Below are 22,124 nucleotides of genomic sequence, written 5' to 3' on the forward strand. Positions count from 1 at the left end.
ATATATTATTTAATATCTATTACTTTACGATACAATTTGTCATTAGTGTAGTTCACATCATACTCATTTTCTTCATAGATTTCATAAACTCCTGATGGGTAACCATTTGTCAAAAAGGTTTTATATGGCGTCAAATTAAACGCCCATGATCTTAAAACACGAGTAAATAAAACAAAACATAAAAATATAACAAAAGTTTTCATCCACTTATAACTATGTATCCTTGTTGAAAGGGCGCTTAAAGTATATATTAGACCTATAAAATAAAACCAGCCAAAACGTCCGCCCTGTCCAAAACGGGCAAAAGCTACCAAAATACCACAAAAGACAATGAACATATTAAGAAACGTCAAATCTTTAGGTGTCTTGGGTATTTTATGATAGTTCTTAAAAAGTATTCCAATAAACACGATTGCTTCTATCACATACCAAATTTGAAAACCGGACATCTTGTCATTGGTATATAATGCTGTTCTGGATTCTGTTCCTGTTGCATCACCTGCAAGAGATATTGCCCAAGAAGCAAATGGAGATATTCCTAATAATAAACAGAATACGAGGAAATAAATTACTATACTTGGTGAATATTTTATAATAGGTACAAAGTACATCGGAGCAAGTACAAGAGCCGAATTGTGAAACCCTGCGGCCAATATCACCAAAGCAAAAAACGGTATAGGTTTCCGTTCCCATATATACTTTACGGCTTGCCAAGCTATACCACAAGCTATGGTCTGTCTCATGTAAGTTATGGAAAAAAATACAAATAAGCCAAGGAAAACAATGCACGCCATCGGATAATTATCCATATACTTTCGGAACGCCCTATAATACAATCCATACATCAGGCAAGTTCCCAGCAGAATAAACACATATCGGTTAGACGTAACATGAGCAACTAACACTTCCCAGGCAAAGTAGGCATACTCCTTTCCACGGATGAAATAAAGTAACTTATTGACATCTTGTTTATAACTTACTGAGTCGGATATACTGTCAAACAACGCACCGTAAATATACCGATCATACCCTCCTATCATATCTCCCATACCTATAAAAACAGCCAAATAGGCGAAATAGGCAGCCAATAAGAGAGGACTTTTAGCCAGTTCTGGTCTTGATAATGAAGAATAATACCATAAAAAGGCTATAGCGAACATTAAGAAATAGATGATCATTTTTGTTGATAGATGTTATGTTGCAAAAGATTCCACATCCCAATCCTGATTTGGTCTATAAATACACAAAACAGATATACGGCAGACAGGAACAGAAAGATACCAAGTACAAGTAAGCCTCCATCCAATGTAGATGTGAAATAGAGAACACCTCTTTTAAAGAATTTAAAAACGTATGGATTGAAATGAACTATATAAACCGCAAAGCTACTTGCCGCCAGCCAATTAACAACCGGACTTTGAAACCTGAATTTACAGAAAAACAATAATAATGCCATGCTTGATAAAATAATCAATGGATTATCATAACGTAGCATTTTCATGGCATTCCCGAATTTCCATACTGATAGCACCACTATTATACTTATAAAACAGGTAATTGCAATATAGACATAAAGGCTCAATCGGTTTAACCGACCCGACGGATAAAGTCTGAAATATCGTGCTGTGAGATATAGGCCACAAAAGAATATAATGCTATAGCCGCCAAAGTAATTGACAACTCCGGTAATCCAGCAATAATAACATTGATAAATATAAAATGTTATTAAGAACATTTGGAACAGTCGTTTATTTACTTTTTCCACAAAAGCATTTAGAACCGGTGATAAAATGTAAAGTCCCAAATATCCCATCACAAACCAATACTCTTGTGTAAGCCCCATGCTTATTCGTATTCCTTGAGAATCAAAAGTCGTTTCTCCACAAAGAACGGCAACTATGTATATACCCCATAACAAGAAGAAAAATTGAAAAAGGAGCTTAGCCAGTCCTCTATAATTCGCCCGGACTCCAAACCAACCGGAGATAAGCACAAATATATTTACTCCCCCTATAGCAATACTCATAAAGAGAATCCTGATAAAAGAAGACAGCGTAGCAGTTTCTATCTCAACCGGCGACACCATTCCCATAACGACACCATTTGCATGCCCTATAAGAACGAAGAACATGGCTATGATACGCAGTAGTTCGATATTGCTCTGTCTGACTTTTGTCTTTACAGCTATCTCTTTTTCAACCATAATACAAACACATCAATATAAATTGACATAATCCTGAAAAATTTAATGTTGACAATTCGGGAAAAAATACGATGCCTTTTATTCACAGGCAATGGATGAATGGGGAAAGCCCCCATAGCTTCCAATTTCGTCATCACATCCAACTTATATCTCAGCGTAAAAGGAACTACATATATTGAAAACAAATAGCCCATAAGGAAAAATATAAGAGGTTTCTTCAAAACTCTTTGGACATCAGGGTTGAACTGTCTGAGCCACGTAAAGTTATCTTCTAAACAAAGCAATGAGTCGTCGGAGGATCTATATATATGCTTTCTAGAAGATTCAGATACAGCCGAATGAGGGTTGGCGATATAATTGTAAAGAGGCTGATTGATGCATTTGCACTTTCCAATGTATGGAATTAATTTGAAAATCACATCAAAGTCCTCGCCCATTTGATAACTATTAAACCTTATATCATGCTCTCGTATAATACTTGTTCTGTACACACGTGTCCATAAAGAGTTGTTATACACGTCGTGGGCTGTCATGTCCAACCCAGAGTTGAAATCTCCTATGCATGGAATGATTCTGCCACTGGTTTCCGTTCCCCAGTAATAGCCCATCATCAGCATGTCATATTCATCTTTTTTCAATAGCTGGAGCAAGAGCTCTAAGGAATTATCGGCTACAAAATCATCTGCATCCACAAACCAAAAATAAGTGCCATGAGCATTAGCTATCAGTTCGTTCCGAGTAAGGCCAATTCCTTTATTTTCCCGCGAATAGTATCTTATGTTGTGAAATCTTTCATTATACGATTGAATAATACGTAAAGAGTTATCTTTCGACCCATCATTGATGACGACTATCTCAACATCTTCTCTAAAAAAAGATTGACCAACAATACTATCCAAGCATCGTCTCAGGAACTTTTCGGCATTGTAGACAGGAATAAGAATAGACAAAAGAACTTCTTGATTCATTATAAGAATTTATAAAGATTATATATAACCCTTCTGTAAAAAGGTACATCACTTTTTATTGTTGGTATACCAGACATATTCATCAACACATTGATACGCTTCATATATTGTTTGATATCACGGTACGAATAATGATTTCTGAAAAGAGAATATACCATATTATAACATTCATCCTTTATATGTCTCATTAGCAAATACTTATTGGATACTTTATCCAGATAAGCAGCCTTCTTTTCAAGTATCGTTATACTGTCGCTCACTCGTTTTGTCCCCCATGTCGATCGACTGATAGAATTTGTATCACCTATATAATATAGATAAGTAATATGTGGACATAAAACCAAAGAACTAACGTATGTAGAAATCTCAAAACTCCACATCACGTCTTCATGATAAATCCCGGGAGTAAAATAAGTGTGGTGCACATCAAATATAGTTTTTTTAATTAATTTGTTGCATCCAATAACATACCACTCATTATTGATATAACCTTGAAACACATCAGTGTTGGTCATAAAACTTTTTGTCTGAGCAGCACTCACGGAAACTTGATTCCCCAAATTATCCACTTCCTTGGTGACTCCCATAACAATCTCCGGCAAATTGTTCTCCTTTGCCGTTTTTACAAGTTTTGCTATACAGTTCTCCGTTATCCTGTCGTCACTATCCAAAAAATATATATAATCGCCTGTACTGTTGTTTATTCCAGTATTTCTTGCCTGGGAGAGTCCCTCATTTTGACGATGCTCAAGAAGTTTAAAATCTACATTTCCCTCATAAGTCTCTATCAACTTTTTTGCTTTGACAAAACTCCCGTCAGGTGTACAATCATTAACGATAATACATTCTATATTCACATAAGTTTGATTGAATACCGACCGCAAACAACGCTCTATGTATTTTTCTACCTTATATACTGGTATGACGATGCTAACTTTTATTTCCATTCAAAAAACTGATATAATCAAAATCATCCAAATAACGTTTCAAACTAAAGATGTGCTTATAATCCAAAGATTTGCCGGAATGCCAGTTGTTGTACCACTTAAATCCATGGTAAAAAGGATAGGTGGCTTCTATTTCTGGGTTTTCAGGGCCCATCACAGAAAGTGGATATTCTACCTCTGCACACATATCCAGTAGTTCAGGAGTAAAAGATGGTCCTTCTAACAAAACAAAAATATTGTCCCAGTCGATTCTATTTTTACGCTCTTCCCATTTCTCCTTAGCACATTTAAAAGAACTGTAGTGTACGAATTTAATATAAACGTCACCTCCATCCTTTGGCAAGGAAAGACGCCCCACAGGAAAATCTACTGATGCATCATGAATTTCCTCCAACTCGCAACGCATATAATCTTTCAGATTTCTGACAAATTTTATAAAGTCCTTTGGTTGAATATTGAGATTAATCGTAGGCGAATTGAATCGCAGACTTAAATCATGCAATATTACTCCACCCGTACAGTTATTACAAAAAAGAGAAACATTTTGATTGACAAGTCTTCTCGATTTATGTTTATGATACCATAGTCGAGGATACTTCACCAACCGATGGCACAACCCATGAATATGTCCGTTTATATTTGCCATTCTTCTATATGAACTTAGTTTACCATTGTCCTTAGCTGCGCCAAAGATTTCCGTTTATATTCTTTATACTTTTCGCTATCTGCCCTAAGCTGGTATAATTCGCTTTCTCGATAGGTATTAGAACTGTTATATGACGTTATGGCTTTTTCATTCCCAACATTCTTCAGTAGGGCTGTGATCTGGCCATCCTTATCATTAGCTTTCTTGACAACGGCTAACAATGGCTTCTCGTAATGGTAAACGATGCGTGGCAAACTCATACATCACCTTACAGAACCATTCAGAAGTGCACGTATATTTAAATTCTTAATATTATTATGAATCAAATGTAATAGCGGCACGTTTTAACACGCGCTCTATCTTTTCAGATATTAAACGTATGGTGTAATTTATTCCTGAAATCTCAAATATTTTTTTTCTTAACCAATCGATACATATACATATTGTGAAAATTATAAAGCAGCTCGTTAACATTTTGAATATAAACATACTGTCATTAAGCATTCCTTGCCATACGAATATCTTCTCCCATAATATTTTCCTCACCATCACATTATCACTTATCAGATAGACTGCAAGTGTATATGGAGCTATCTTAACGAGGCATCTTGTCAAAACATTTTCTTTTATGGTTAAACCTCTGACCCAAAGAAAGACATAGAGCGAGAAAAAAAACAAAAAACCATTATAGCTAAAACCAAAAGGTGTAATACTCGTACCATGAAATACAGAGATAAGTATAGCCATCAAGGCATGATATGTAAAAGTAATAACCGCAGCGACAATGGCTTTTCTGCCATATTGATTCAAACTTTTTGCATATAGTCTAACATAACCAGCAACCAAATATAAAAAAATAAACCACAATAATCCATAACTTCCACCAAAAGTGTCACCTAAAGGGAACTTCACTAATAAAGTTAAGCTTATTCCTCCCAATCCTATTAATGTCAACAAATACTTGCTTTTACTAACATGATGAACAAAGACATTCAAGACTGGAACAAAAATGAGCAAACCCATATAATTGGTCATAAACCAATATTCCTTAAAAGTGATAGGAAATACTGCGTTTATCAGCTCTTTTATTTGGAAAGCTTGTAAGCCCATACAACATAAGACCACATACAAACCCACAGCATAAAACAACACCTCAACCCATAATACAGTTAACCTGTTCAGCTTAAAAGGTTTTGTTATCATAAAATAGCCTGTTATCATAACATAACAATTCACTGCAATATGGCATATCTCATATACAATTTCTGACATAATGAAATTATACGTAGACAAAGACCACCACATTGCCCCCCCCGAGTAAATCTCAAAATGTTTATACAAACCATGAGTAAAGCAATGTAATACCACAATTCCAAACATTGCAGCTACTCTAAGCAAATCGAAATTGATTAAACGCTTCTGTAAATTGTACGTGTCCATGTAACTTGTTGCATTTAAATTTCAATCCAATTTTTTAATTAGAAACCTGCTCTACCATAACATCCAATTGCCGCAACGACATCATTTTATGTTTTTTATACTTCAATGTGTTAGCTTTAAACTGGTATAATTTTCTTCTATCATAGTTTACATGACTTGTGAAAGATGTTATGGCTTTTTCATTACCAACTTTCTTCATTAGGGTTGTGAGCCGTCCATCCTTATCATTATCCGTCTTGACAACGGCTAACAACGGCTTCTCAAATACAGTTGCAAATGCCGTTCCATGAAAAGACGTTGTTATCACGAACTTGGCATGCTGAAACAGCCAAATAAACTCGCATGGTCCAATATGTTCTATGGACAGACAATGGGAATCATAGACTGTATATTTACCACCAATATAAACAACCGGTAATCCTAAGGTTTCAGCAACATTCCTTACAATATTGTTCACTTCAGGAAACGGATTGAACATGTAATCCAAGATGTAAACTAAAAGATATGGATCATGAATATCAAGTCGAGGTTTCTTTGCTATTTTGATATAGTCTTCCTGATCCAGCAAAAGCGTTGGATCACAGACAACAGGAGCCTTTCGTCCGTCAAGCAATTCCTTGACTATCTTTTCTCCGGAGTTTTCCCGTACTGTTATATGTTTATATTGTTGTAAGTATTTTTTATAGATAGGTTTGCTCTCCTCCGGAATTGCATCTACCGCAAAACTTGACGCATAGGATATTTTCTTCTCGTTTCTCACAAAGGAAAGTAAAAAATTAGTATCGTCTTTCATCCATAGAGGATTCCAAACTTGGTCGCTTCCTGTCATATAGAGATCGTATACAGGAGAATCCGACAGAATAGATTCTCTGGTGTATGTCTTGTCAGATAACGCCAAGAACTGTTTGCGAAATGCTTTGAAATAGCTTTCTTTCTTTTTTGCGAAAAAAGCTCTGGTCCTCATTTCATATATTTTCTTTCTAAGAAAGAGGTTTGCCCTCATCAAAAGAGGGACATCTGTTTCATGAGGAAAGACATAGTCTATAATCTCATTGTCATAACCCAATTTCAATAAGGCCTGCTGAAGTGCATACGCTTGTAAGGCAGAACCGAAATTGAGTACTCGATGCATGGTAATGATTCCTATTTTCACTTTCCCTGTTTTTGTTTTATTTTATACTTCAATATTGATGGAATGCTCAAATAAAACTGAACTTTTGTAAGCATATCCCACGTTTTCTGGGAATGTTTCTGGCTTCGATTCAATAATACTCTTATGACAGGATATAATAATGCGTTTCCTACATTCTGCTTCATTTGCCCCTCTGCAACAACTTCAAAAGGATGTGACCTCAAAGTGCAACGCTCCAATTCCCTTAAAATTTGTTTACCTTTTTCCGTAAAGGCTATGGCTGCACTGACGCCTTTTTCATCATCTTTATAGGTATTTCCCCACAAATCTCCTATCCGAATATCTGCTGACGAAGCCCTATACTTGAACTTGCAATCTTTCACACAGGCCGGATTCATACACCAATCGCCTAAAAAGAGAAGGTAGAATAAATCGCCCTTCGACATTAAACTATAAACTTCCTTGGTCTTTCCTTGCAAGTTCATTGCCCATGAATCATGCCAACCGGTCCGTTTGTTTCGCCAGGTAACCGAGCGTAAACCATCCACTTTAGGTTGGTTAATGTGTAGATAGTTATACCACATCCACATGGACGGGACACCATGACAGAAGAAGTCCACCAATACAAAATTGTCTTCTTTTCTGAACTTTCTAACGTAACGTCGAAAAGAATCTATCTGGCAGGGTGTTCCGGTAATCACATGCTTCTCTTTCAGATTTATAGTCTTGAAGGCTTCAAAAGTATAACTTTGAATATATTTAGAGCCTATCGATGCCTTGTAATCTTCGATATTGTCAGCTATATAATGCTCTGCACGTCGATTTTCTACGTTATATCTAACGCCACATGCTTTATATCCCTTACCTATTAAATATCTCCCGATTTCGAAACCTACCCCGCCGGAGGAGGCCTGCTGTCTTATATTGTCATCATTGCTCCACGAAGCATAACTTGCGGTTTCCGTATTCTCCAGACTTAATCCAGGATTGATAAAACTGCATACATTTCGACATATTGCACAATCAATACATCGGCTTTCATCAACCTGAGGCTCGTAAAATCCGTTTTTATTTAATTTGATGGATATTGTGGTCTTGGGACAAGCTGTTGCACATACCCCACAGCCAAAACAATCTTTTACATCAGATACGTTCTTCATTTGTGTATAATAACCTCAATTAAATGTTTGATAGTATTTCTCTCTCCCTCGTTTAGGATAAAAGTGTAAGCAGCTAAAAAAACAAAACATGCGGGAAAAATAAAGACACTGATAAAGCGAAATGTAGGACTAACAATTTGATTCATAATCATTAATCCTATCATTAAAGAAAAAAAACCTATAAGAGTAATTGGGAGATAGGTTTTACAGATAAAACGCCTAATTGAAAGCGTCGGCATACATTGATTCAGATTGATTAAATTGATTATACCAGAAGCTATTGGTATGTACAAACAAACTATCAAAACTAATGTATAAGAATGAAAGTATAACAGCAAAAAATAGGCAATTGGTAAGCGAAGTAAAAATAATATACCATTGGCTACATTTACATAGCGAACATATCCGCTCGCAGTTATTGCAGTATATACCAAAGGAGTAAAACTATTAAAAAAATTTGATATCAATGCTATCTGACAAATAGCAACAGCTCCTTCTGGTATCTCAACGAGCCACCAGCCCATTAATGTTTCCATTTCGCAAATCACTGGTACAGAAACCAACAATATCATCAATGATGAAAATTTTGCGCCCAAATTAATGAGAAAATCTACACGCTCATAATTTTGTTGTGCGTATTCCTTTATAATCTGTGGATTAAATGCTGCTGATATGTTTCCTATAAATGAATAGAGAATGGATTGAACCTGATTAGCCACTCCAACCGCAGCATTTATAATTGTACCGTAGAAATTATTAAATATTATATTTGTTCCTTGCTGTGACAATGTCAAAGAAGTACTGCCAAATAGAGTCCATCCAGAAAATCTTATCATCTCACGGAATATGGACCAATCTATTTGGAATATAAGTTTACTCTCTTGAAAATAATGGGTTGAATAAAAACGATAGAATATAATAACAGCAACCGTTATGAATGCGTAAAGAAGACTATAGAGGATCAAATGGTCGTATGAAGAATATAACACAATAATGGCTATGAGCAATTTCAAACATGATGTTAAAATGTCGATGGCTGCAAAAACACCAAATCGCTCATGTGAAATAATCAGCGAATTATAAGGAACCTGAAGTATACCTAAAATTGTCGAGATTACGGCAGCTTGATAAACCCAATTGGCTGCAGTTAATCTCTCAAGAGGGATCACCAACTGATAATTCACGAACCACAGACCTATTGTCTCTGCTAATACTAAAAATAATAATGATAAAACTATGTGAATAAAAACAGCAGTAGAAAAAGTTTTTTGTAATTCTTTGAAAACGCCCTGTCCTAAACTATAGGTAAGAAATCTGGATGTAGCACCATTAAGAGCCGTGCTTACCATATTCACTAAAACCACAAACCCACCGACTATATTGTATACTCCATAATCAGAAACACCAAGAGCTTTCAGCACTACTCGTGAAGTGTAAAAGCCAATTACCATACTTACAAACATCCGTAAGTATAGCATCATTGCATTTTTTGCAATAGCCCTATTCCCTGTCGGTCGGTGATGATACATTTTATACTTATTAATTACTTAATTTTCTGATTTATATATTGATCTGTCATAGCGTAGGCTCTCTAAGAGTTGCTAAGCTTTTGTCGTTCTCAATAATCTGCTTTATCAAATTTTCAGATTCTGCACCAGTGATTTTTGCCACAACCACCACAACTTCTATGATGATTTTTTATCAAATCTAATTTACTCATATTCATAATATATTGAAATAATCATTTTTTTGAAAATAATCAAATATCAAATCTAAATCTTTAGTAAAAATAACTTTTTTACTTACAATATTTAGTATAACACAAAGTTCTGTCATAAAAAACGTTCCCAGTCCTGTCTACAAGCTTTGATATCACGTATGATATCTTGGGTGAACCTTTCTGCGCCAATTCTATTTAAATGGTCCCTATCTTTATAATACTTTGTTGTCAAATAATTCTCATCTTCGGACATATCTCGAAAATGCACATCATTCTCTTTACAATATTTTTTTAGATAAGCATTAAACAATTTGTTGTTATGATAATGACATGGAGAGATATACATGTATAATTCTATGTGTTTTGTCTTACACGTCCTTACAAGCTCGTCTAAACTTTGCTGTTCTATTGTATTTACATCCAACTTGTCTGATGGAACCAACACGGCCCTTGTGTATTCACCATCTAAAGGAGTATATCCGTCTTTTCCACTATTTTGGCCTCTTAGGGTGCTTATTAATAATGGGAAAAAGTTATTGTATCTATATAAATTAGATTTTAATTTTAGATTCTCTAGCCATGTATTTATTTGTTTTGCATATTTGTCTACCGTTAGTGACAATCCATATAAATATTTGGGAACACTTGGGGTGTTGTTTAAAGAAAGTGGAGCCATATCTACAATAACCATCTTCGGCGTAGAACGAGAGAGCATTCCTTGTAAGATTAAGTTATAAAAAAACATATCCATCCCGTCTTCCCCCGCGTTATAACAGTCCATTTGAAAATGTTTATTGAGCATTTTTGGATCTATGCCATGTTTTGCCTTACTTGCTCCTAAGATTAGAATGTCGGTCTTCTCTTTCATAAGCGAATTTACAGTATGAGGAACATTAGCATTGCTTGGGGGCAGTTGTGCTAAAGTGTATCTACTTACATAGCCTACTACAACATCAATTATAACAATAGATACCAGAATTATAAAAGCCTTGTATAAAAAAGTTTTCATTTTTATTTAAAACTGAAAATAAATAAAAGATTTTCCTTCTAATGCTCCAAATAAAATAATATACGAAATGAGGAAAATAACAGTCATAAGTCTGACTACTGTGCAATTAGAACTCATAAAATATCTATGATGACAAAATTCATTCAACGAATCTTTCAATATCATTATTGCCGTTGAAACTAAGCCCACCGTAAAAACTCGAGGATCAATAAGCGCAATATTTCCAAACCCTTTTTCCATTTGCGAAAAAATAATACTGTAATCCAACAAAGAGTTTATACGAAAGAGTTGCCAAGCAAGGCTTACTATAATAAACGTTAGAATGATAGACACTGCTCTCCTTAATCCTTCAGGATGGTATTTGCGACTGTGCTTTAGAATCGATTGCGACCAAAGCTTATGAGCACACAAGGCTATCCCATGCAGAAATCCCCATACCATAAAGTTGAGTGCGGCGCCATGCCACATACCACACAGAGTCATAGCTACCATTTGGTTAATATACATTCTGATTTTTCCCTTCCGGTTTCCACCCAATGGAATATAAATATAATCTCGTATCCACGAAGATAAGGTTATATGCCATTTTCGCCAAAAATCGGTTACAGAATCCGCAAAATATGGTCGATTAAAGTTTTCGGAAACCTTGATTCCCATTATTTGAGCAACTCCTATTGCCATGTTCGAATAACCATTAAAATCTGCATAGATCTGAAACGAATATAGAACTGTCGCGAACAGGATAGAAGATATGTTATGTTCTGATAAATTGTTAAATACTGCATCTGTGTAAGAAACAAGAACGTCAGCAATACATAATTTGGTAAACATACCCCAAAGTACCCGCTTTAATCCTTCTGACACATGGCCGAAATTGATCAAACGTCGATGATACAATTGTGGAATGAAGGTATTGGGACGATCAATGGGCCCAGACATAATCGTGGGGAAAAATGCGATATAGGTCGCGAAAGTTATAAAATCGGTTGCAGTGCTTATATTTCCCCTGCGTATCTCAACGAGATAGCTAATTAACTTAAAAGTAAAGAAACTTATACCAAAGGGCAAAACAATCTTGAAAGTACTATAATTCGTTTGTAACCCAATCAACGAAAATAGATTGGCAAAGCCTTCTATGAAGAAATTAAGATATTTAAAGTAAAGCAGCAAAACTACTCCTAAAATAACTCCAAAGGCTGTTAATTTTGATGCATACTTTGATCTTTCGTGTATAGAGTGGGCTATCGCATTTCCAAGATAATAGAATATTGCAGTAACGATGAATAACAGTATAGCCATTCTCCAATCAGCCCATCCATAAAAAATATAGGAAGCCAACAGAAGTAATACATTTTGTTTTCTTCCGCTATTAAGTAAGGTGAAATATGGCAACAATACTATAATGAAAAAGAGCCAAAAAATGATAGAATTGATAAGCATTTCTTGTTATTATTAACTTAGTCCCTTATATTAATATTAATGCTGATTGGTATATTTTCCCTTATAACCATTTATCTTTTATGCATATTGCCCACCATAAAACATATTATTTACCCATTGGCTTCTTGATGTAAATCTTACTATATAGTAGGAGATAAAGGTGAAAACTATGCCAATAATAGGCAGTATGACCAAATCTTCAAGAACTCCTATTTCAGAAACCTGAAAAAACGGAATAGCAACAGCTAAACGTTCAAGCACGAAAATCTGAACGACATAGATGCCCAACGTGTATTTTCCTATATTCGACAACTCATCTATCATTTTTGATGGTGAAGCAATAGAACATACAGTTTTGCATATACCTAAACATAGCATTGAACCAGCAAGCCCTACGATATATTCCGTAATGATATAGGTCGGCATTGATGTAATGGCTTGCAATGTTACTTTATCCACAGCGCGCCCTTTTCCAAGTAAGATTAAAAGAGTAAACACAATGAGTGACAAGAACGTTATTAGCTTTGTGTGTTTATCGTAACATTGATAATGTTTTCGCAAGAAATATCCGGTCCAAAAGAACAGAAGATAATAGTTTATCATCAGGCTTCCACCGTATGGGATTGCTAGCATTGCTACAGAAGATATTGCACAAGCCGTGACATCATTGCGAATCACTTTTTTACTTATATACACCACTATATAGCAGGCAAACAGGCATTTTAGAAACCATACGCCTCCATAAAGTTCGCACATATACCCCCCCCCATTAGCATACGCTATCGCTGCCAAAAGCAAAGAGTCTACTACAGACGGTACAAGTAGTTGTTTACACTTTTTTATCAGAAAGTGTTTGAATGGCAACAAAAATGAGCTATGAGAAAAGAAACCACACATCGTCATGAACAATGACATGTGGAAAGAATAAATGATAGGACGAACCTTGCTCTGCATTTCATCGCCAAAATAATACGCATGCCCAACGCACACTAAAGTAATCGCCAAAAATTTAGCAAGATCAAAATAGATGATTCGCTGCTTGCTCATTATCTATATGTTTCTGTATTAAAAGTTTTCTGCGATAAAACACGGAGCGATGTGTAATTCAAAATTCATAATTATTCGCAGCACTTTCTCCACGATCGGTGCCACATATTAATTACTGTTCTTTTACTAAAGCACGGAATCTAAATCTATGGAACAAGAACTCCTGCCTTTCGGAACTTCAATATGCCTGACAACAAGGTTAATGGGCTTTATCCGTTGTGCCACATTCCATGGCTTCCACTGAAATGTACAGTCATTCAACATCACTTGTTTGTCTTTTATCAATTTTTCGTTTAGTGCATAGAGTGAGCGTTTATAAAGCTCCATCACCATTTCTTTTTTTGCCAATTTATAACTGCTATTATCTGTCACACTTGAAGTGGGAGGATAGCTAATTATAAGACCTATTTCCTGATAATCATTTATATCAAAACCGTCTATTCCGCAGCAAAGCAGTTTGTATCTTATATCTGATATGGCTATTTGCATGATCGCTCTTTTGTTAAAGTTAGATTTAAGTTCAACAAATAATATATAATTTGTCCCATCTTTTTCCAACAAAAAGATACCATCACATTCACAAGAGAAACTAAGATCCTTCGAAACCTTGCAAAAAATGTCCTTACAGTTTTTGAGAAGTTCCTTACTGACTTCTGTTATTGTTCCGTGAAAACAAAACTCACATTCTTTCAATTTTCCAGTCTCTACTTGTGTCTCCGATTTTACTATTCGACCGGAATGCTGCGTAAAATAAGACTTTTGGTAGATTGAGTTTTGTAAAGTATCAATAGATATCATTTCCCCCGTTAACAGTTAAAAAGCAATGCGTTAATCTCCTCGTCCTGTTCTCTCATTTTTGTAACCGTCTCAAAAAAAGTCAGCATCGGGATACCTCCCTCGTTAATTGACAAATCGTCTATAATGACTTGAGATGATGTGTTCTCTTGATGGAAATAATACGCCTTGACCATTGACGAATCTATAAAGACTAACGGACTTATACAATTCTTTACACTATAAGCATTAAATTTTTCCTTGTCTTTTGCTCGAATATTTCCTAATTTAATTAACTGATTAATTCTGTCCAAGAAATAGTCACTATGAGTGGTAATAGTAAATATATAATTTCTATTGATACATTGTGCTATCAAATCAGCAACAGCTATTTGCATTGCTGGATGCAAATGTGCTTCCGGCTCCTCCAAACACACAGAAGCTCTTGCTTCTGGATTGTTCTTAAGAAGATAAAGTAACGGGCTTATTTCCTTAATGGATGAAGCTGCCGCAGACATATTAATATGTTTTCCATCGGACAAAACCAAATATTCCTTGTTATTTTTTGTGATAATGTCTCCGCCCACAATCTCTTGTATAGAAGAGAAATAGTCCGATTTGCTCTCTGTTTCATCACAAGTTGTGCAATAGTTATTATCCAATAAGAACCGATTATACATTCCCCTCTTATTGTCTTGCACAACAGAATTTATGATGGAATAATCCGCGTTAACCAATGCTCCATTAGCCGGTGGAAAGAGAAGTGCTCGCATATAGGAATATCCCGACAATATACGAAAAATATAAAACTTTAATGAAAGCGCAACCGTTGTATCAACTGATAGGAATACGCGTTGTGAAAAAGAATCCCCATTAATGGTTAGTCTCACCAAGTCTTTTGCTCCTTTTTCTCTGTCTTCTTCTGTAACTTTTATTTTTTGATATGAAACAGATATGGGGTTACCAAAATCCAAGAATTGATACTCTACATGACATTCCAAATCCGGATCACCCAAAAACGAACGCATAAAATTTTCTACATGCTCATTCAGATAAGATGACAGCATCTCCTCGGTAATTATAAATTCTCCCGAGTCTTGATCTTTGGCAAACTCTTTATAGAAGCCTGTCATCTCTTCAAAATCTAAAAGACTGTTAAAAAAATAATATGTAAGGTAATTGGCATAACTCTTTCCTAATTTAGATTTTCCTGTAAAAATCATAAATGGTGCCAATTGAAACTGTACATTTTTTAAAGGACCGAATTTATGTACTTTTATAATTATTTTCTTCATTGGGATTCTGTATAATTGTTGCTATATTTCAAATCAGTGCTTTTATGATAGGTTAAATTTCTATGATTCAAACGACTTGAAAAAGTAGCTGTTGCTATATACTGCTACAATCCTTTTTTTCAGAACATCCGTAGCACTTTCTCCATGTCGATGCCGGAAGGGTTATCGCACTTACATTTCCATTTCTTTATCACTTCGTATGTCACCATTATCTTTTATATATCAAGTGCCGATTTGTCGACGGGAAAGGTATTGTGGTCGAAACTGGTGGTTTTCTTCCGTTTAAACTTACGGCATCCTCTAACAAACTCAAGAACATTATACTCCCACCCATTTCCCCACTCTTCTTCAATATCAAAATCGAAGGATTTGGCGTGGATCTGCTTGCATCATTTTCGATGAGTTTCCATTGGTGTCGATATTATTATTTGACGAATCTACTATAAAACGTCGGGGGTTATAAAGCTATCTCAGCTGTTTTATGGAAAAACACAAGCCGTCAGTTTGTGTGTAGGAGGTATTTGGTTTCCATGCTAATAGACTTATCCCACATTTTTTTGATTAACATACTATTGTATCACCATGGTTCATATCCTTCGGGTTCAACCGCTTCTACAGATGCTTTAGCCGCTTCCAAGTCAAAGTATTTGGAATCCTCAACCTCTCCGTATTCTTTCATATCTTCATATCCCCACGATCCGCCACAATCTTCTTCGGGGCAAGCTCCTTTGCCAGCCGTACACGAGGCATGGGGATGCAATTCTTCTATAATGTCCTCAAGCGTGATGTCGTGAATCCAGTCATCACCGAAATCGTAAACGTAACAGAGTTTATGCTTAGGAGCGAGCTTTTCTCCATAAAACTCTCCCACCGTGAACTCGCGGGCATTATAGTCGGGAGCATCGCCCCAATCATCCTCATGTATCTCGGCTATCGTCAGCACATGACTGTAAGGTGTGTCTCCAAAGCTATACAGATGTTCGTTCCACCAGCCGAACGCCTCTTGAATTACGGCATGGAATCCTGAGAAGGTGAAGTTGGCAGGTACCAACACACGCCGCCATACGGGTGGCTTGGTGATACCTCGCAACTTAATCTTGAACTGATAGGTGAGTTTCAGTCCCTTCTTTCCTCTTGGACTTGTCGTCGTCATACGTGCTATGAACTTGTTACCTCCAGCGAATGATTGCAAAGCATCCGCCAACGCATCGATATCATGCAGTTGCAAATCGAATATTGGCTCTGGCTGTGTCTGCTTTATGATTTTTGTCTTTTTATTTGTCATCTGAAATCAATTAATCTTATCACTATCTATGTTACCCTTAGTAATATATAAATTACTTAGGTCATCATTGAGATCTTCTTTTTTTGTGTATTTACGTGTACTACTGAACTTGTCATTATCCAAACCGAGGGTCATGCTTACTTCGTAACCTCTCCCTTTTCGTCCTTTTGCCATATCTGTGGACACTCTTACTAAATCCACATCCTTAAACGGTGTTGTGGTTTCTAAACGAATAAGCTGAGACTCATAGCTTCCTGTACCCACCTGCAGGCAATCCACACTCTAATATGAGCTAACAAGTTTGCCGTCTACTGTCAATTCCCATTTATGACCGTATTTATCAGCTGCGTAAAATGTTTGCGGAGTATGTTTTTTGTTCACATCCTTGTACATATTATTAAATTAAAATGTATTCTTTAGCAGTCTATTACTTCTTTATCCTTGCAGCGACTGCCTGTACCAGTCGTACAACTTCTGCACGCCCTGCTCTATTTCCACCTTGTGCGTCCAACCTAAAGAGTGAAGTTTTGACACATTGATGAGCTTGCGTGGAGTACCGTCGGGTTTGCTTTCATCCCACACAACGGTTCCCGTGAAGCCAACGGTTCGTACAATGAGTTCGGAGAGTTGCTTGATGGTCAGCTCCTTTCCCGTACCTATGTTGATATGACAGTTGCGTATCTCGCCAAGGGAGGGAATGGCACCGCCACGCCCCTCGCTATTGTTGCGATCTACTTCTCCATCAGTAGCAGTGCCGTAAAACACGCTCGAATACTTGTCTATGCCGATAATATCCTTAAAATCTACATTTAGAAGGATGTGTACCGAAGCATCTGCCATATCCTCACTCCAAAGAAACTCACGCAGTGGCGAGCCCGTTCCCCAAAGAGTTACTCGATTATCTTCGATGCCATAAAACCTCAATGCCTGCAAGATACGTTCTTTACAGCACTCGCCGTCAACATTGTCTTTTCCTATTTTTTCTGCCAAGGCTTTAACGGGATTAATCGGTCGCTTGTTCATGTCCACCCGAATGGCATCCCAGTTGTTCTCATTGATGAGCTTTGCTAAATAGATTTTGCGCATCATAGCCGGCATCACATGGCTGTTCTCCAAATGAAAGTTGTCATTTGGACCATAGAGATTGGTGGGCATCACGGCAATATAATTCGTTCCGTATTGAAAATTATAGCTCTCGCACATTTTCAATCCAGCAATCTTTGCTATCGCATATTCCTCGTTACTATATTCTAATGGTGAGGTGAGCAACGCATCTTCTTTCATGGGCTGTGGAGCATTCTTTGGATAGATGCAAGTTGAACCCAGAAAAAGAAGTTTCTGTACTTTGTATTTATAAGTACTTGAGATGACGTTGCACTGTATCATCATATTTTGCATGATGAAGTCTGCTCTGTAAAGGCTATTTGCCATAATTCCACCCACAAATGCAGCTGCTAACACAACCGCATCGGGTCGTTCATTGCAGAAAAAATCGTCAACATCTTGCTGATTCGTCAGGTCTAATTCAGAATGAGTTCTACCGACGAGATTGGTGTAGCCTCGTTGTAAGAGATTGTTCCAAATGGCAGAGCCGACAAGTCCACGATGTCCGGCAATATATATTTTAGATTCAGGCGTTAAAGTCATATCCAATATAAAGAATTATCTACTATTAAATTTGTGATTTCAAATGTATTTTCTTCACAAACTTTATATCATGTTCAACCATGATTCTTACGAGTTCTTCAAAGCTTGTCTTGCGTGGGTTCCAACCAAGTTTTTCTTTTGCTTTTGTAGGATCTCCTAACAATTGCTCAACTTCAGATGGGCGGAAATATTGTGGATCCACCTCAACCAGTGATTTTCCTGTCGCTTTGTCGATTCCCTTTTCATTGATGCCTTCACCTTGCCATTCCAAGTCAATTCCAACATGATGGAAGGCCAGGGTGGCAAAATCCCTTACATTGTGATATTCGCCTGTGGCAATTACAAAGTCCTCTGGCTTGTCCTGTTGGAGAATCAGCCACATACATTCCACATAGTCTTTTGCATAGCCCCAGTCGCGCAGAGCATTCAGGTTGCCAAGATATAGTTTGTCTTGAAAACCTTGTGCAATTCGCGCTGCTGCCAACGTAATTTTTCTTGTTACGAAATTTTCGCCTCGTCGTTCACTTTCATGATTGAACAATATTCCGTTGCAGCAATACATATTGTAGCTCTCGCGATAATTTTTTATGATCCAAAAGCCATACAATTTTGCAACAGCATAAGGTGAGCGCGGATAAAATGGTGTCGTTTCCTTCTGAGGAATTTCCTGAACTTGTCCAAATAATTCTGATGTGCTGGCCTGATATATCCGGCAAGATTTTTCAAGTCCACATATTCTCACAGCTTCAAGCAACCTCAATACCCCCACGGCATCGGTTTCCGCTGTATATTCCGGCACTTCGAAGCTGACTTTTACGTGGCTCTGTGCTGCAAGATTGTATATTTCTGTCGGCTTAATCTCACCAATAATTCTAATGAGCGACGACGAGTCGGTCATGTCGGCCCAATGAAGGTTGACAAGTCGCTGCTTCTTCATGTCGCGAACCCACTCATCAAGGTAGAGATGCTCTATTCGTTGTGTGTTGAATGATGAACTTCTTCGTAGAAGTCCGTGCACTTCATATCCCTTGTCGATTAAAAACTCTGCGAGATAGCTCCCGTCTTGTCCTGTGATTCCTGTGATTAATGCTACTTTGTTTGTTGTCATTTAATTTCCATGTTAAGCACTCTATCTACGATAGGTGCCATGTCGTAATATTTGTATTCTGCCAGACGACCGCCAAAAATTACATTTGCCTCTTTGTCTGCCAATTTTTTATATCGTTGATAAAGGGAATTGTTCCTTTCGTCATTGACTGGATAATATGGTTCCATCCCCGGTTGCCATTCTGTTGAGAACTCTTTCGATATGATTGTCTTTGGGCATTTGTTAATGTCTTGTCCGAACAATTCGAAATGTTTGTGCTCAATTATTCGTGTATATGGAACTTTTGCGTCAGTGTAGTTGATGACGGCATTGCCTTGATAGTTTGCAGAATTGATTATTTCTTCCTCAAAACGTACAGTGCGGTATTCAAGTTTTCCCAATTGATAGTTGAAAAATTCATCAATTTTTCCTGTAAAAACCAATTTGTCTGCAATCTTTTTCCAATCATCAGAATAATCAAAGAAGTTCATGTCCACTTTGGTCTCTACACCTTCGAGCAAGGCTTCTATGAGCTTGTTATACCCTTCTTTGGGTATTCCCTGATAGCCATCATTGAAATAGTTGTTGTCGAAAATCAAACGAATGGGGAGGCGTTTGATAATGAATGCAGGGAGATCTGTGCATTTTCGCCCCCATTGTTTTTCGGTATATCCCTTTATCAGTCTTTCGTAGATGTCCTTGCCGATAAGAGACAGGGCCTGCTCTTCAAGGTTTCGGGGTTCTTGAATCCCCTCGGTCCGCATCTTTTCGATGGCCTCGAACCGTTGTGCCTCCAACTTCTTTTCTGCTTCTTCGGGTGTGGTGACTCCCCACATCTGATAGAAGGTGTTCATGTTAAACGGAAGATTGTATAATTTCCCTTGATAATTTGCAACAGGAGAATTGGTATAGCGATTGAACTCAACCAACGAATTTACAAAGTTCCATACACGCTTGCTGTTGGTATGGAAAATATGTGCTCCATACTTGTGTATGTTAATACCCTCCTTATTTTCACAATAGAGATTTCCGCCAAGTTGAGGACGCTTGTCAATCACGAGACATTTTTTGCCTTTTCTCTTAGCTTGATACGCGAACATCGAGCCGAACAAGCCTGCGCCAACTATGAGGTAATCGTATTCTGCCACGGACAATCAGATGGTTGTATAATAATCAGAGAATGGAAATTCTGAAAAGTAATCTAAGAAAAGATCAATTTGTAAAATTACTCTTTTGAGGTGCAAATTAGAAATAAGAATCTTATCCTCTTTATGTGACAAAAGGACTATAAATTTTAATTCTAACAACAACCTCCACATATAGGCTGTTGAAGCCCGCAGAGTAACTTGAGTCAGATTTTTTGATTATTTGACTGCAAAGATAGAAATAATAATCGGTAATACCAATGATCAACCCGCTAAATTGTCGAGAAAAATTACAGATTGTATAATTTATTGCCACGGATGTTCTAAATTGCGATCATCTTTCTTCTAATTCTTATTTCCGTTCTTTCACTTTTCTATTTGGCTGCATATAAAATTTCTTAATCAGATCAGCATATTTCGAGTTTTTTGTAACTTTGCAATCATTATGGTTAAGAAAGTTCTAAAAGTAATTCGATGGTCAGTTGGGATGATATTTGTTTCAACCATTTTGGCAGTTGTGGTTTATAGGTTTATCCCTATTTATTTTACCCCCTTAATGTTCTCTCGTTGCTTCGAACAAATGTCAAATGGTGAAGATGTTAAACTTTATCATGAATGGATTCCTTTAAGTGAAATGCCAAAGTCTATGCCTGTTGCAGTAATGGCAAGTGAAGACCAACGATTCTTAACTCACCATGGCTTCGATTATCAGGCTATTGAGCAGGCCGCCAAGGAGCATTTGATGGACGGTAAGAAACTGCGAGGCGGCTCTACTATCTCGCAGCAAACGGCCAAGAATGTTTTTCTATGGCAAGGTCGTTCATGGGTTCGTAAAGGACTCGAGACCTATTTTACTTTCTTTATAGAAATGATGTGGAGTAAGCAACGAATCATGGAGGTATATTTAAATTCCATTGAAATGGGAGATGGAATCTACGGTGTGCAAGCATGTGCGAAGCAAAACTTTGGTATCGACGCTAAAAACTTGAGTAGGGGAGATTGTGCGCTCATAGCCGCCACATTGCCCAACCCCCGTCGCTTTTCATCCAAAAGCCCTGGCCCTTACATGAGAAAACGCCTGCGTCAGATAGAAAATCAGATGAAAAATATTTCTCCATTCCCTAAAGAACATTGAGATTCTAACCAGTTCTTACTTAGAGGAGATTAGAATACGATTGA

The 22,124-nt window shown here is 36.9% G+C and carries 21 protein-coding genes; 1 reads left to right on the top strand and 20 read right to left on the bottom strand.

Features of this window, described 5'->3' with window-relative positions; all coding sequences use genetic code 11:
• Positions 1 to 5: 5 nt before the first annotated feature.
• The 20 genes from H515_RS0103930 to glf all read right to left on the bottom strand — a co-directional run bounded on the left by H515_RS0103930 (position 6) and on the right by glf (position 20,948).
• Positions 6 to 1,178, bottom strand: coding sequence for an EpsG family protein (locus H515_RS0103930; RefSeq protein ID WP_025875755.1), 1,173 nt, complete (start codon positions 1,176 to 1,178; stop codon positions 6 to 8).
• Entirely contained in the window at positions 1,175 to 2,203 is a 1,029-nt protein-coding gene (locus H515_RS0103935; protein ID WP_025875753.1) for an acyltransferase family protein, read from the bottom strand. The genes H515_RS0103930 and H515_RS0103935 overlap by 4 nt, the downstream gene beginning before the upstream one ends.
• Positions 2,185 to 3,171 (bottom strand): glycosyltransferase family 2 protein, encoded by a 987-nt coding sequence (locus tag H515_RS13715; protein WP_025875751.1) that lies wholly within the window; start codon positions 3,169 to 3,171, stop codon positions 2,185 to 2,187. Before H515_RS13715 ends, H515_RS0103935 begins: the two co-directional genes overlap by 19 nt.
• Positions 3,171 to 4,118: a glycosyltransferase family 2 protein gene (locus tag H515_RS0103945; protein ID WP_025875749.1), complete on the bottom strand. Its 948-nt coding sequence runs from the start codon at positions 4,116 to 4,118 to the stop codon at positions 3,171 to 3,173. The genes H515_RS13715 and H515_RS0103945 overlap by 1 nt, the downstream gene beginning before the upstream one ends.
• Positions 4,102 to 4,764 (bottom strand): DUF1919 domain-containing protein, encoded by a 663-nt coding sequence (locus H515_RS0103950; protein ID WP_025875747.1) that lies wholly within the window; start codon positions 4,762 to 4,764, stop codon positions 4,102 to 4,104. Before H515_RS0103950 ends, H515_RS0103945 begins: the two co-directional genes overlap by 17 nt.
• A 14-nt stretch (positions 4,765 to 4,778) precedes the next feature.
• Positions 4,779 to 5,024, bottom strand: coding sequence for a hypothetical protein (locus tag H515_RS0103955; protein ID WP_154653635.1), 246 nt, complete (start codon positions 5,022 to 5,024; stop codon positions 4,779 to 4,781).
• 55 nt (positions 5,025 to 5,079) lie between these two features.
• Positions 5,080 to 6,204, bottom strand: coding sequence for an acyltransferase (locus tag H515_RS0103960; RefSeq protein ID WP_028901612.1), 1,125 nt, complete (start codon positions 6,202 to 6,204; stop codon positions 5,080 to 5,082).
• Positions 6,205 to 6,238: 34 nt separating this feature from the next.
• Positions 6,239 to 7,357 (bottom strand): polysaccharide pyruvyl transferase family protein, encoded by a 1,119-nt coding sequence (locus tag H515_RS12930; protein ID WP_025875739.1) that lies wholly within the window; start codon positions 7,355 to 7,357, stop codon positions 6,239 to 6,241.
• On the bottom strand, positions 7,354 to 8,496 hold the full coding sequence (locus tag H515_RS12935; RefSeq protein ID WP_025875737.1) for a Coenzyme F420 hydrogenase/dehydrogenase, beta subunit C-terminal domain: 1,143 nt from the start codon (positions 8,494 to 8,496) through the stop codon (positions 7,354 to 7,356). Before H515_RS12935 ends, H515_RS12930 begins: the two co-directional genes overlap by 4 nt.
• Positions 8,493 to 10,025, bottom strand: a complete 1,533-nt coding sequence (locus H515_RS0103975) for an MATE family efflux transporter (protein ID WP_036890656.1) — start codon at positions 10,023 to 10,025, stop codon at positions 8,493 to 8,495. Before H515_RS0103975 ends, H515_RS12935 begins: the two co-directional genes overlap by 4 nt.
• A gap of 303 nt (positions 10,026 to 10,328) precedes the next feature.
• Positions 10,329 to 11,225 (bottom strand): hypothetical protein, encoded by an 897-nt coding sequence (locus tag H515_RS0103985; protein ID WP_025875733.1) that lies wholly within the window; start codon positions 11,223 to 11,225, stop codon positions 10,329 to 10,331.
• Positions 11,226 to 11,231: 6 nt separating this feature from the next.
• Entirely contained in the window at positions 11,232 to 12,524 is a 1,293-nt protein-coding gene (locus H515_RS12940) for an MBOAT family O-acyltransferase (RefSeq protein WP_161625396.1), read from the bottom strand.
• 219 nt (positions 12,525 to 12,743) lie between these two features.
• Complete coding sequence (locus tag H515_RS0103995) at positions 12,744 to 13,712, bottom strand: acyltransferase family protein (protein ID WP_028901614.1); 969 nt, start codon at positions 13,710 to 13,712, stop codon at positions 12,744 to 12,746.
• 126 nt (positions 13,713 to 13,838) lie between these two features.
• Positions 13,839 to 14,510, bottom strand: a complete 672-nt coding sequence (locus tag H515_RS0104000; protein ID WP_025875727.1) for a hypothetical protein — start codon at positions 14,508 to 14,510, stop codon at positions 13,839 to 13,841.
• An 8-nt stretch (positions 14,511 to 14,518) separates the two neighbouring features.
• Entirely contained in the window at positions 14,519 to 15,781 is a 1,263-nt protein-coding gene (locus tag H515_RS0104005) for an AAA family ATPase (RefSeq protein WP_028901615.1), read from the bottom strand.
• A 577-nt stretch (positions 15,782 to 16,358) separates the two neighbouring features.
• Complete coding sequence (locus tag H515_RS13720) at positions 16,359 to 17,066, bottom strand: plasmid pRiA4b ORF-3 family protein (protein ID WP_025875725.1); 708 nt, start codon at positions 17,064 to 17,066, stop codon at positions 16,359 to 16,361.
• A gap of 6 nt (positions 17,067 to 17,072) precedes the next feature.
• Complete coding sequence (locus H515_RS0104015) at positions 17,073 to 17,345, bottom strand: hypothetical protein (RefSeq protein ID WP_154653636.1); 273 nt, start codon at positions 17,343 to 17,345, stop codon at positions 17,073 to 17,075.
• Positions 17,346 to 17,501: 156 nt separating this feature from the next.
• Positions 17,502 to 18,713 (bottom strand): GDP-L-fucose synthase family protein, encoded by a 1,212-nt coding sequence (locus H515_RS0104020; RefSeq protein ID WP_025875724.1) that lies wholly within the window; start codon positions 18,711 to 18,713, stop codon positions 17,502 to 17,504.
• A 25-nt stretch (positions 18,714 to 18,738) separates the two neighbouring features.
• Positions 18,739 to 19,821: a GDP-mannose 4,6-dehydratase gene (gene gmd / locus H515_RS0104025; protein WP_025875722.1), complete on the bottom strand. Its 1,083-nt coding sequence runs from the start codon at positions 19,819 to 19,821 to the stop codon at positions 18,739 to 18,741.
• Positions 19,818 to 20,948: a UDP-galactopyranose mutase gene (glf, locus tag H515_RS0104030; protein WP_025875720.1), complete on the bottom strand. Its 1,131-nt coding sequence runs from the start codon at positions 20,946 to 20,948 to the stop codon at positions 19,818 to 19,820. Before glf ends, gmd begins: the two co-directional genes overlap by 4 nt.
• Positions 20,949 to 21,390: 442 nt before the next feature.
• Between glf and mtgA the strand changes: the two genes are divergently transcribed.
• On the top strand, positions 21,391 to 22,080 hold the full coding sequence (mtgA, locus tag H515_RS0104035; protein ID WP_025875718.1) for a monofunctional biosynthetic peptidoglycan transglycosylase: 690 nt from the start codon (positions 21,391 to 21,393) through the stop codon (positions 22,078 to 22,080).
• The last annotated feature ends 44 nt before the right edge of the window (positions 22,081 to 22,124 follow it).

It is taken from the genome of Prevotella corporis DSM 18810 = JCM 8529 (assembly GCF_000430525.1).
Taxonomy (GTDB): domain Bacteria; phylum Bacteroidota; class Bacteroidia; order Bacteroidales; family Bacteroidaceae; genus Prevotella; species Prevotella corporis.

Bases quoted from the DNA above. Each gene is read 5' to 3' on its own strand.
- H515_RS0103930 (WP_025875755.1), bottom strand. From the start codon at position 1,178: ATGATCATCTATTTCTTAATGTTCGCTATAGCCTTTTTATGGTATTAT.
- H515_RS0103935 (WP_025875753.1), bottom strand. From the start codon at position 2,203: ATGGTTGAAAAAGAGATAGCTGTAAAGACAAAAGTCAGACAGAGCAAT.
- H515_RS13715 (WP_025875751.1), bottom strand. From the start codon at position 3,171: ATGAATCAAGAAGTTCTTTTGTCTATTCTTATTCCTGTCTACAATGCC.
- H515_RS0103945 (WP_025875749.1), bottom strand. From the start codon at position 4,118: ATGGAAATAAAAGTTAGCATCGTCATACCAGTATATAAGGTAGAAAAA.
- H515_RS0103950 (WP_025875747.1), bottom strand. From the start codon at position 4,764: ATGGCAAATATAAACGGACATATTCATGGGTTGTGCCATCGGTTGGTG.
- H515_RS0103955 (WP_154653635.1), bottom strand. From the start codon at position 5,024: ATGAGTTTGCCACGCATCGTTTACCATTACGAGAAGCCATTGTTAGCC.
- H515_RS0103960 (WP_028901612.1), bottom strand. From the start codon at position 6,204: ATGGACACGTACAATTTACAGAAGCGTTTAATCAATTTCGATTTGCTT.
- H515_RS12935 (WP_025875737.1), bottom strand. From the start codon at position 8,496: ATGAAGAACGTATCTGATGTAAAAGATTGTTTTGGCTGTGGGGTATGT.
- H515_RS0103975 (WP_036890656.1), bottom strand. From the start codon at position 10,025: ATGTATCATCACCGACCGACAGGGAATAGGGCTATTGCAAAAAATGCA.
- H515_RS0103985 (WP_025875733.1), bottom strand. From the start codon at position 11,225: ATGAAAACTTTTTTATACAAGGCTTTTATAATTCTGGTATCTATTGTT.
- H515_RS12940 (WP_161625396.1), bottom strand. From the start codon at position 12,524: ATGGCTATACTGTTATTCATCGTTACTGCAATATTCTATTATCTTGGA.
- H515_RS0103995 (WP_028901614.1), bottom strand. From the start codon at position 13,712: ATGAGCAAGCAGCGAATCATCTATTTTGATCTTGCTAAATTTTTGGCG.
- H515_RS0104000 (WP_025875727.1), bottom strand. From the start codon at position 14,510: ATGATATCTATTGATACTTTACAAAACTCAATCTACCAAAAGTCTTAT.
- H515_RS0104005 (WP_028901615.1), bottom strand. From the start codon at position 15,781: ATGAAGAAAATAATTATAAAAGTACATAAATTCGGTCCTTTAAAAAAT.
- H515_RS13720 (WP_025875725.1), bottom strand. From the start codon at position 17,066: ATGACAAATAAAAAGACAAAAATCATAAAGCAGACACAGCCAGAGCCA.
- H515_RS0104020 (WP_025875724.1), bottom strand. From the start codon at position 18,713: ATGACTTTAACGCCTGAATCTAAAATATATATTGCCGGACATCGTGGA.
- gmd (WP_025875722.1), bottom strand. From the start codon at position 19,821: ATGACAACAAACAAAGTAGCATTAATCACAGGAATCACAGGACAAGAC.
- mtgA (WP_025875718.1), top strand. From the start codon at position 21,391: ATGGTTAAGAAAGTTCTAAAAGTAATTCGATGGTCAGTTGGGATGATA.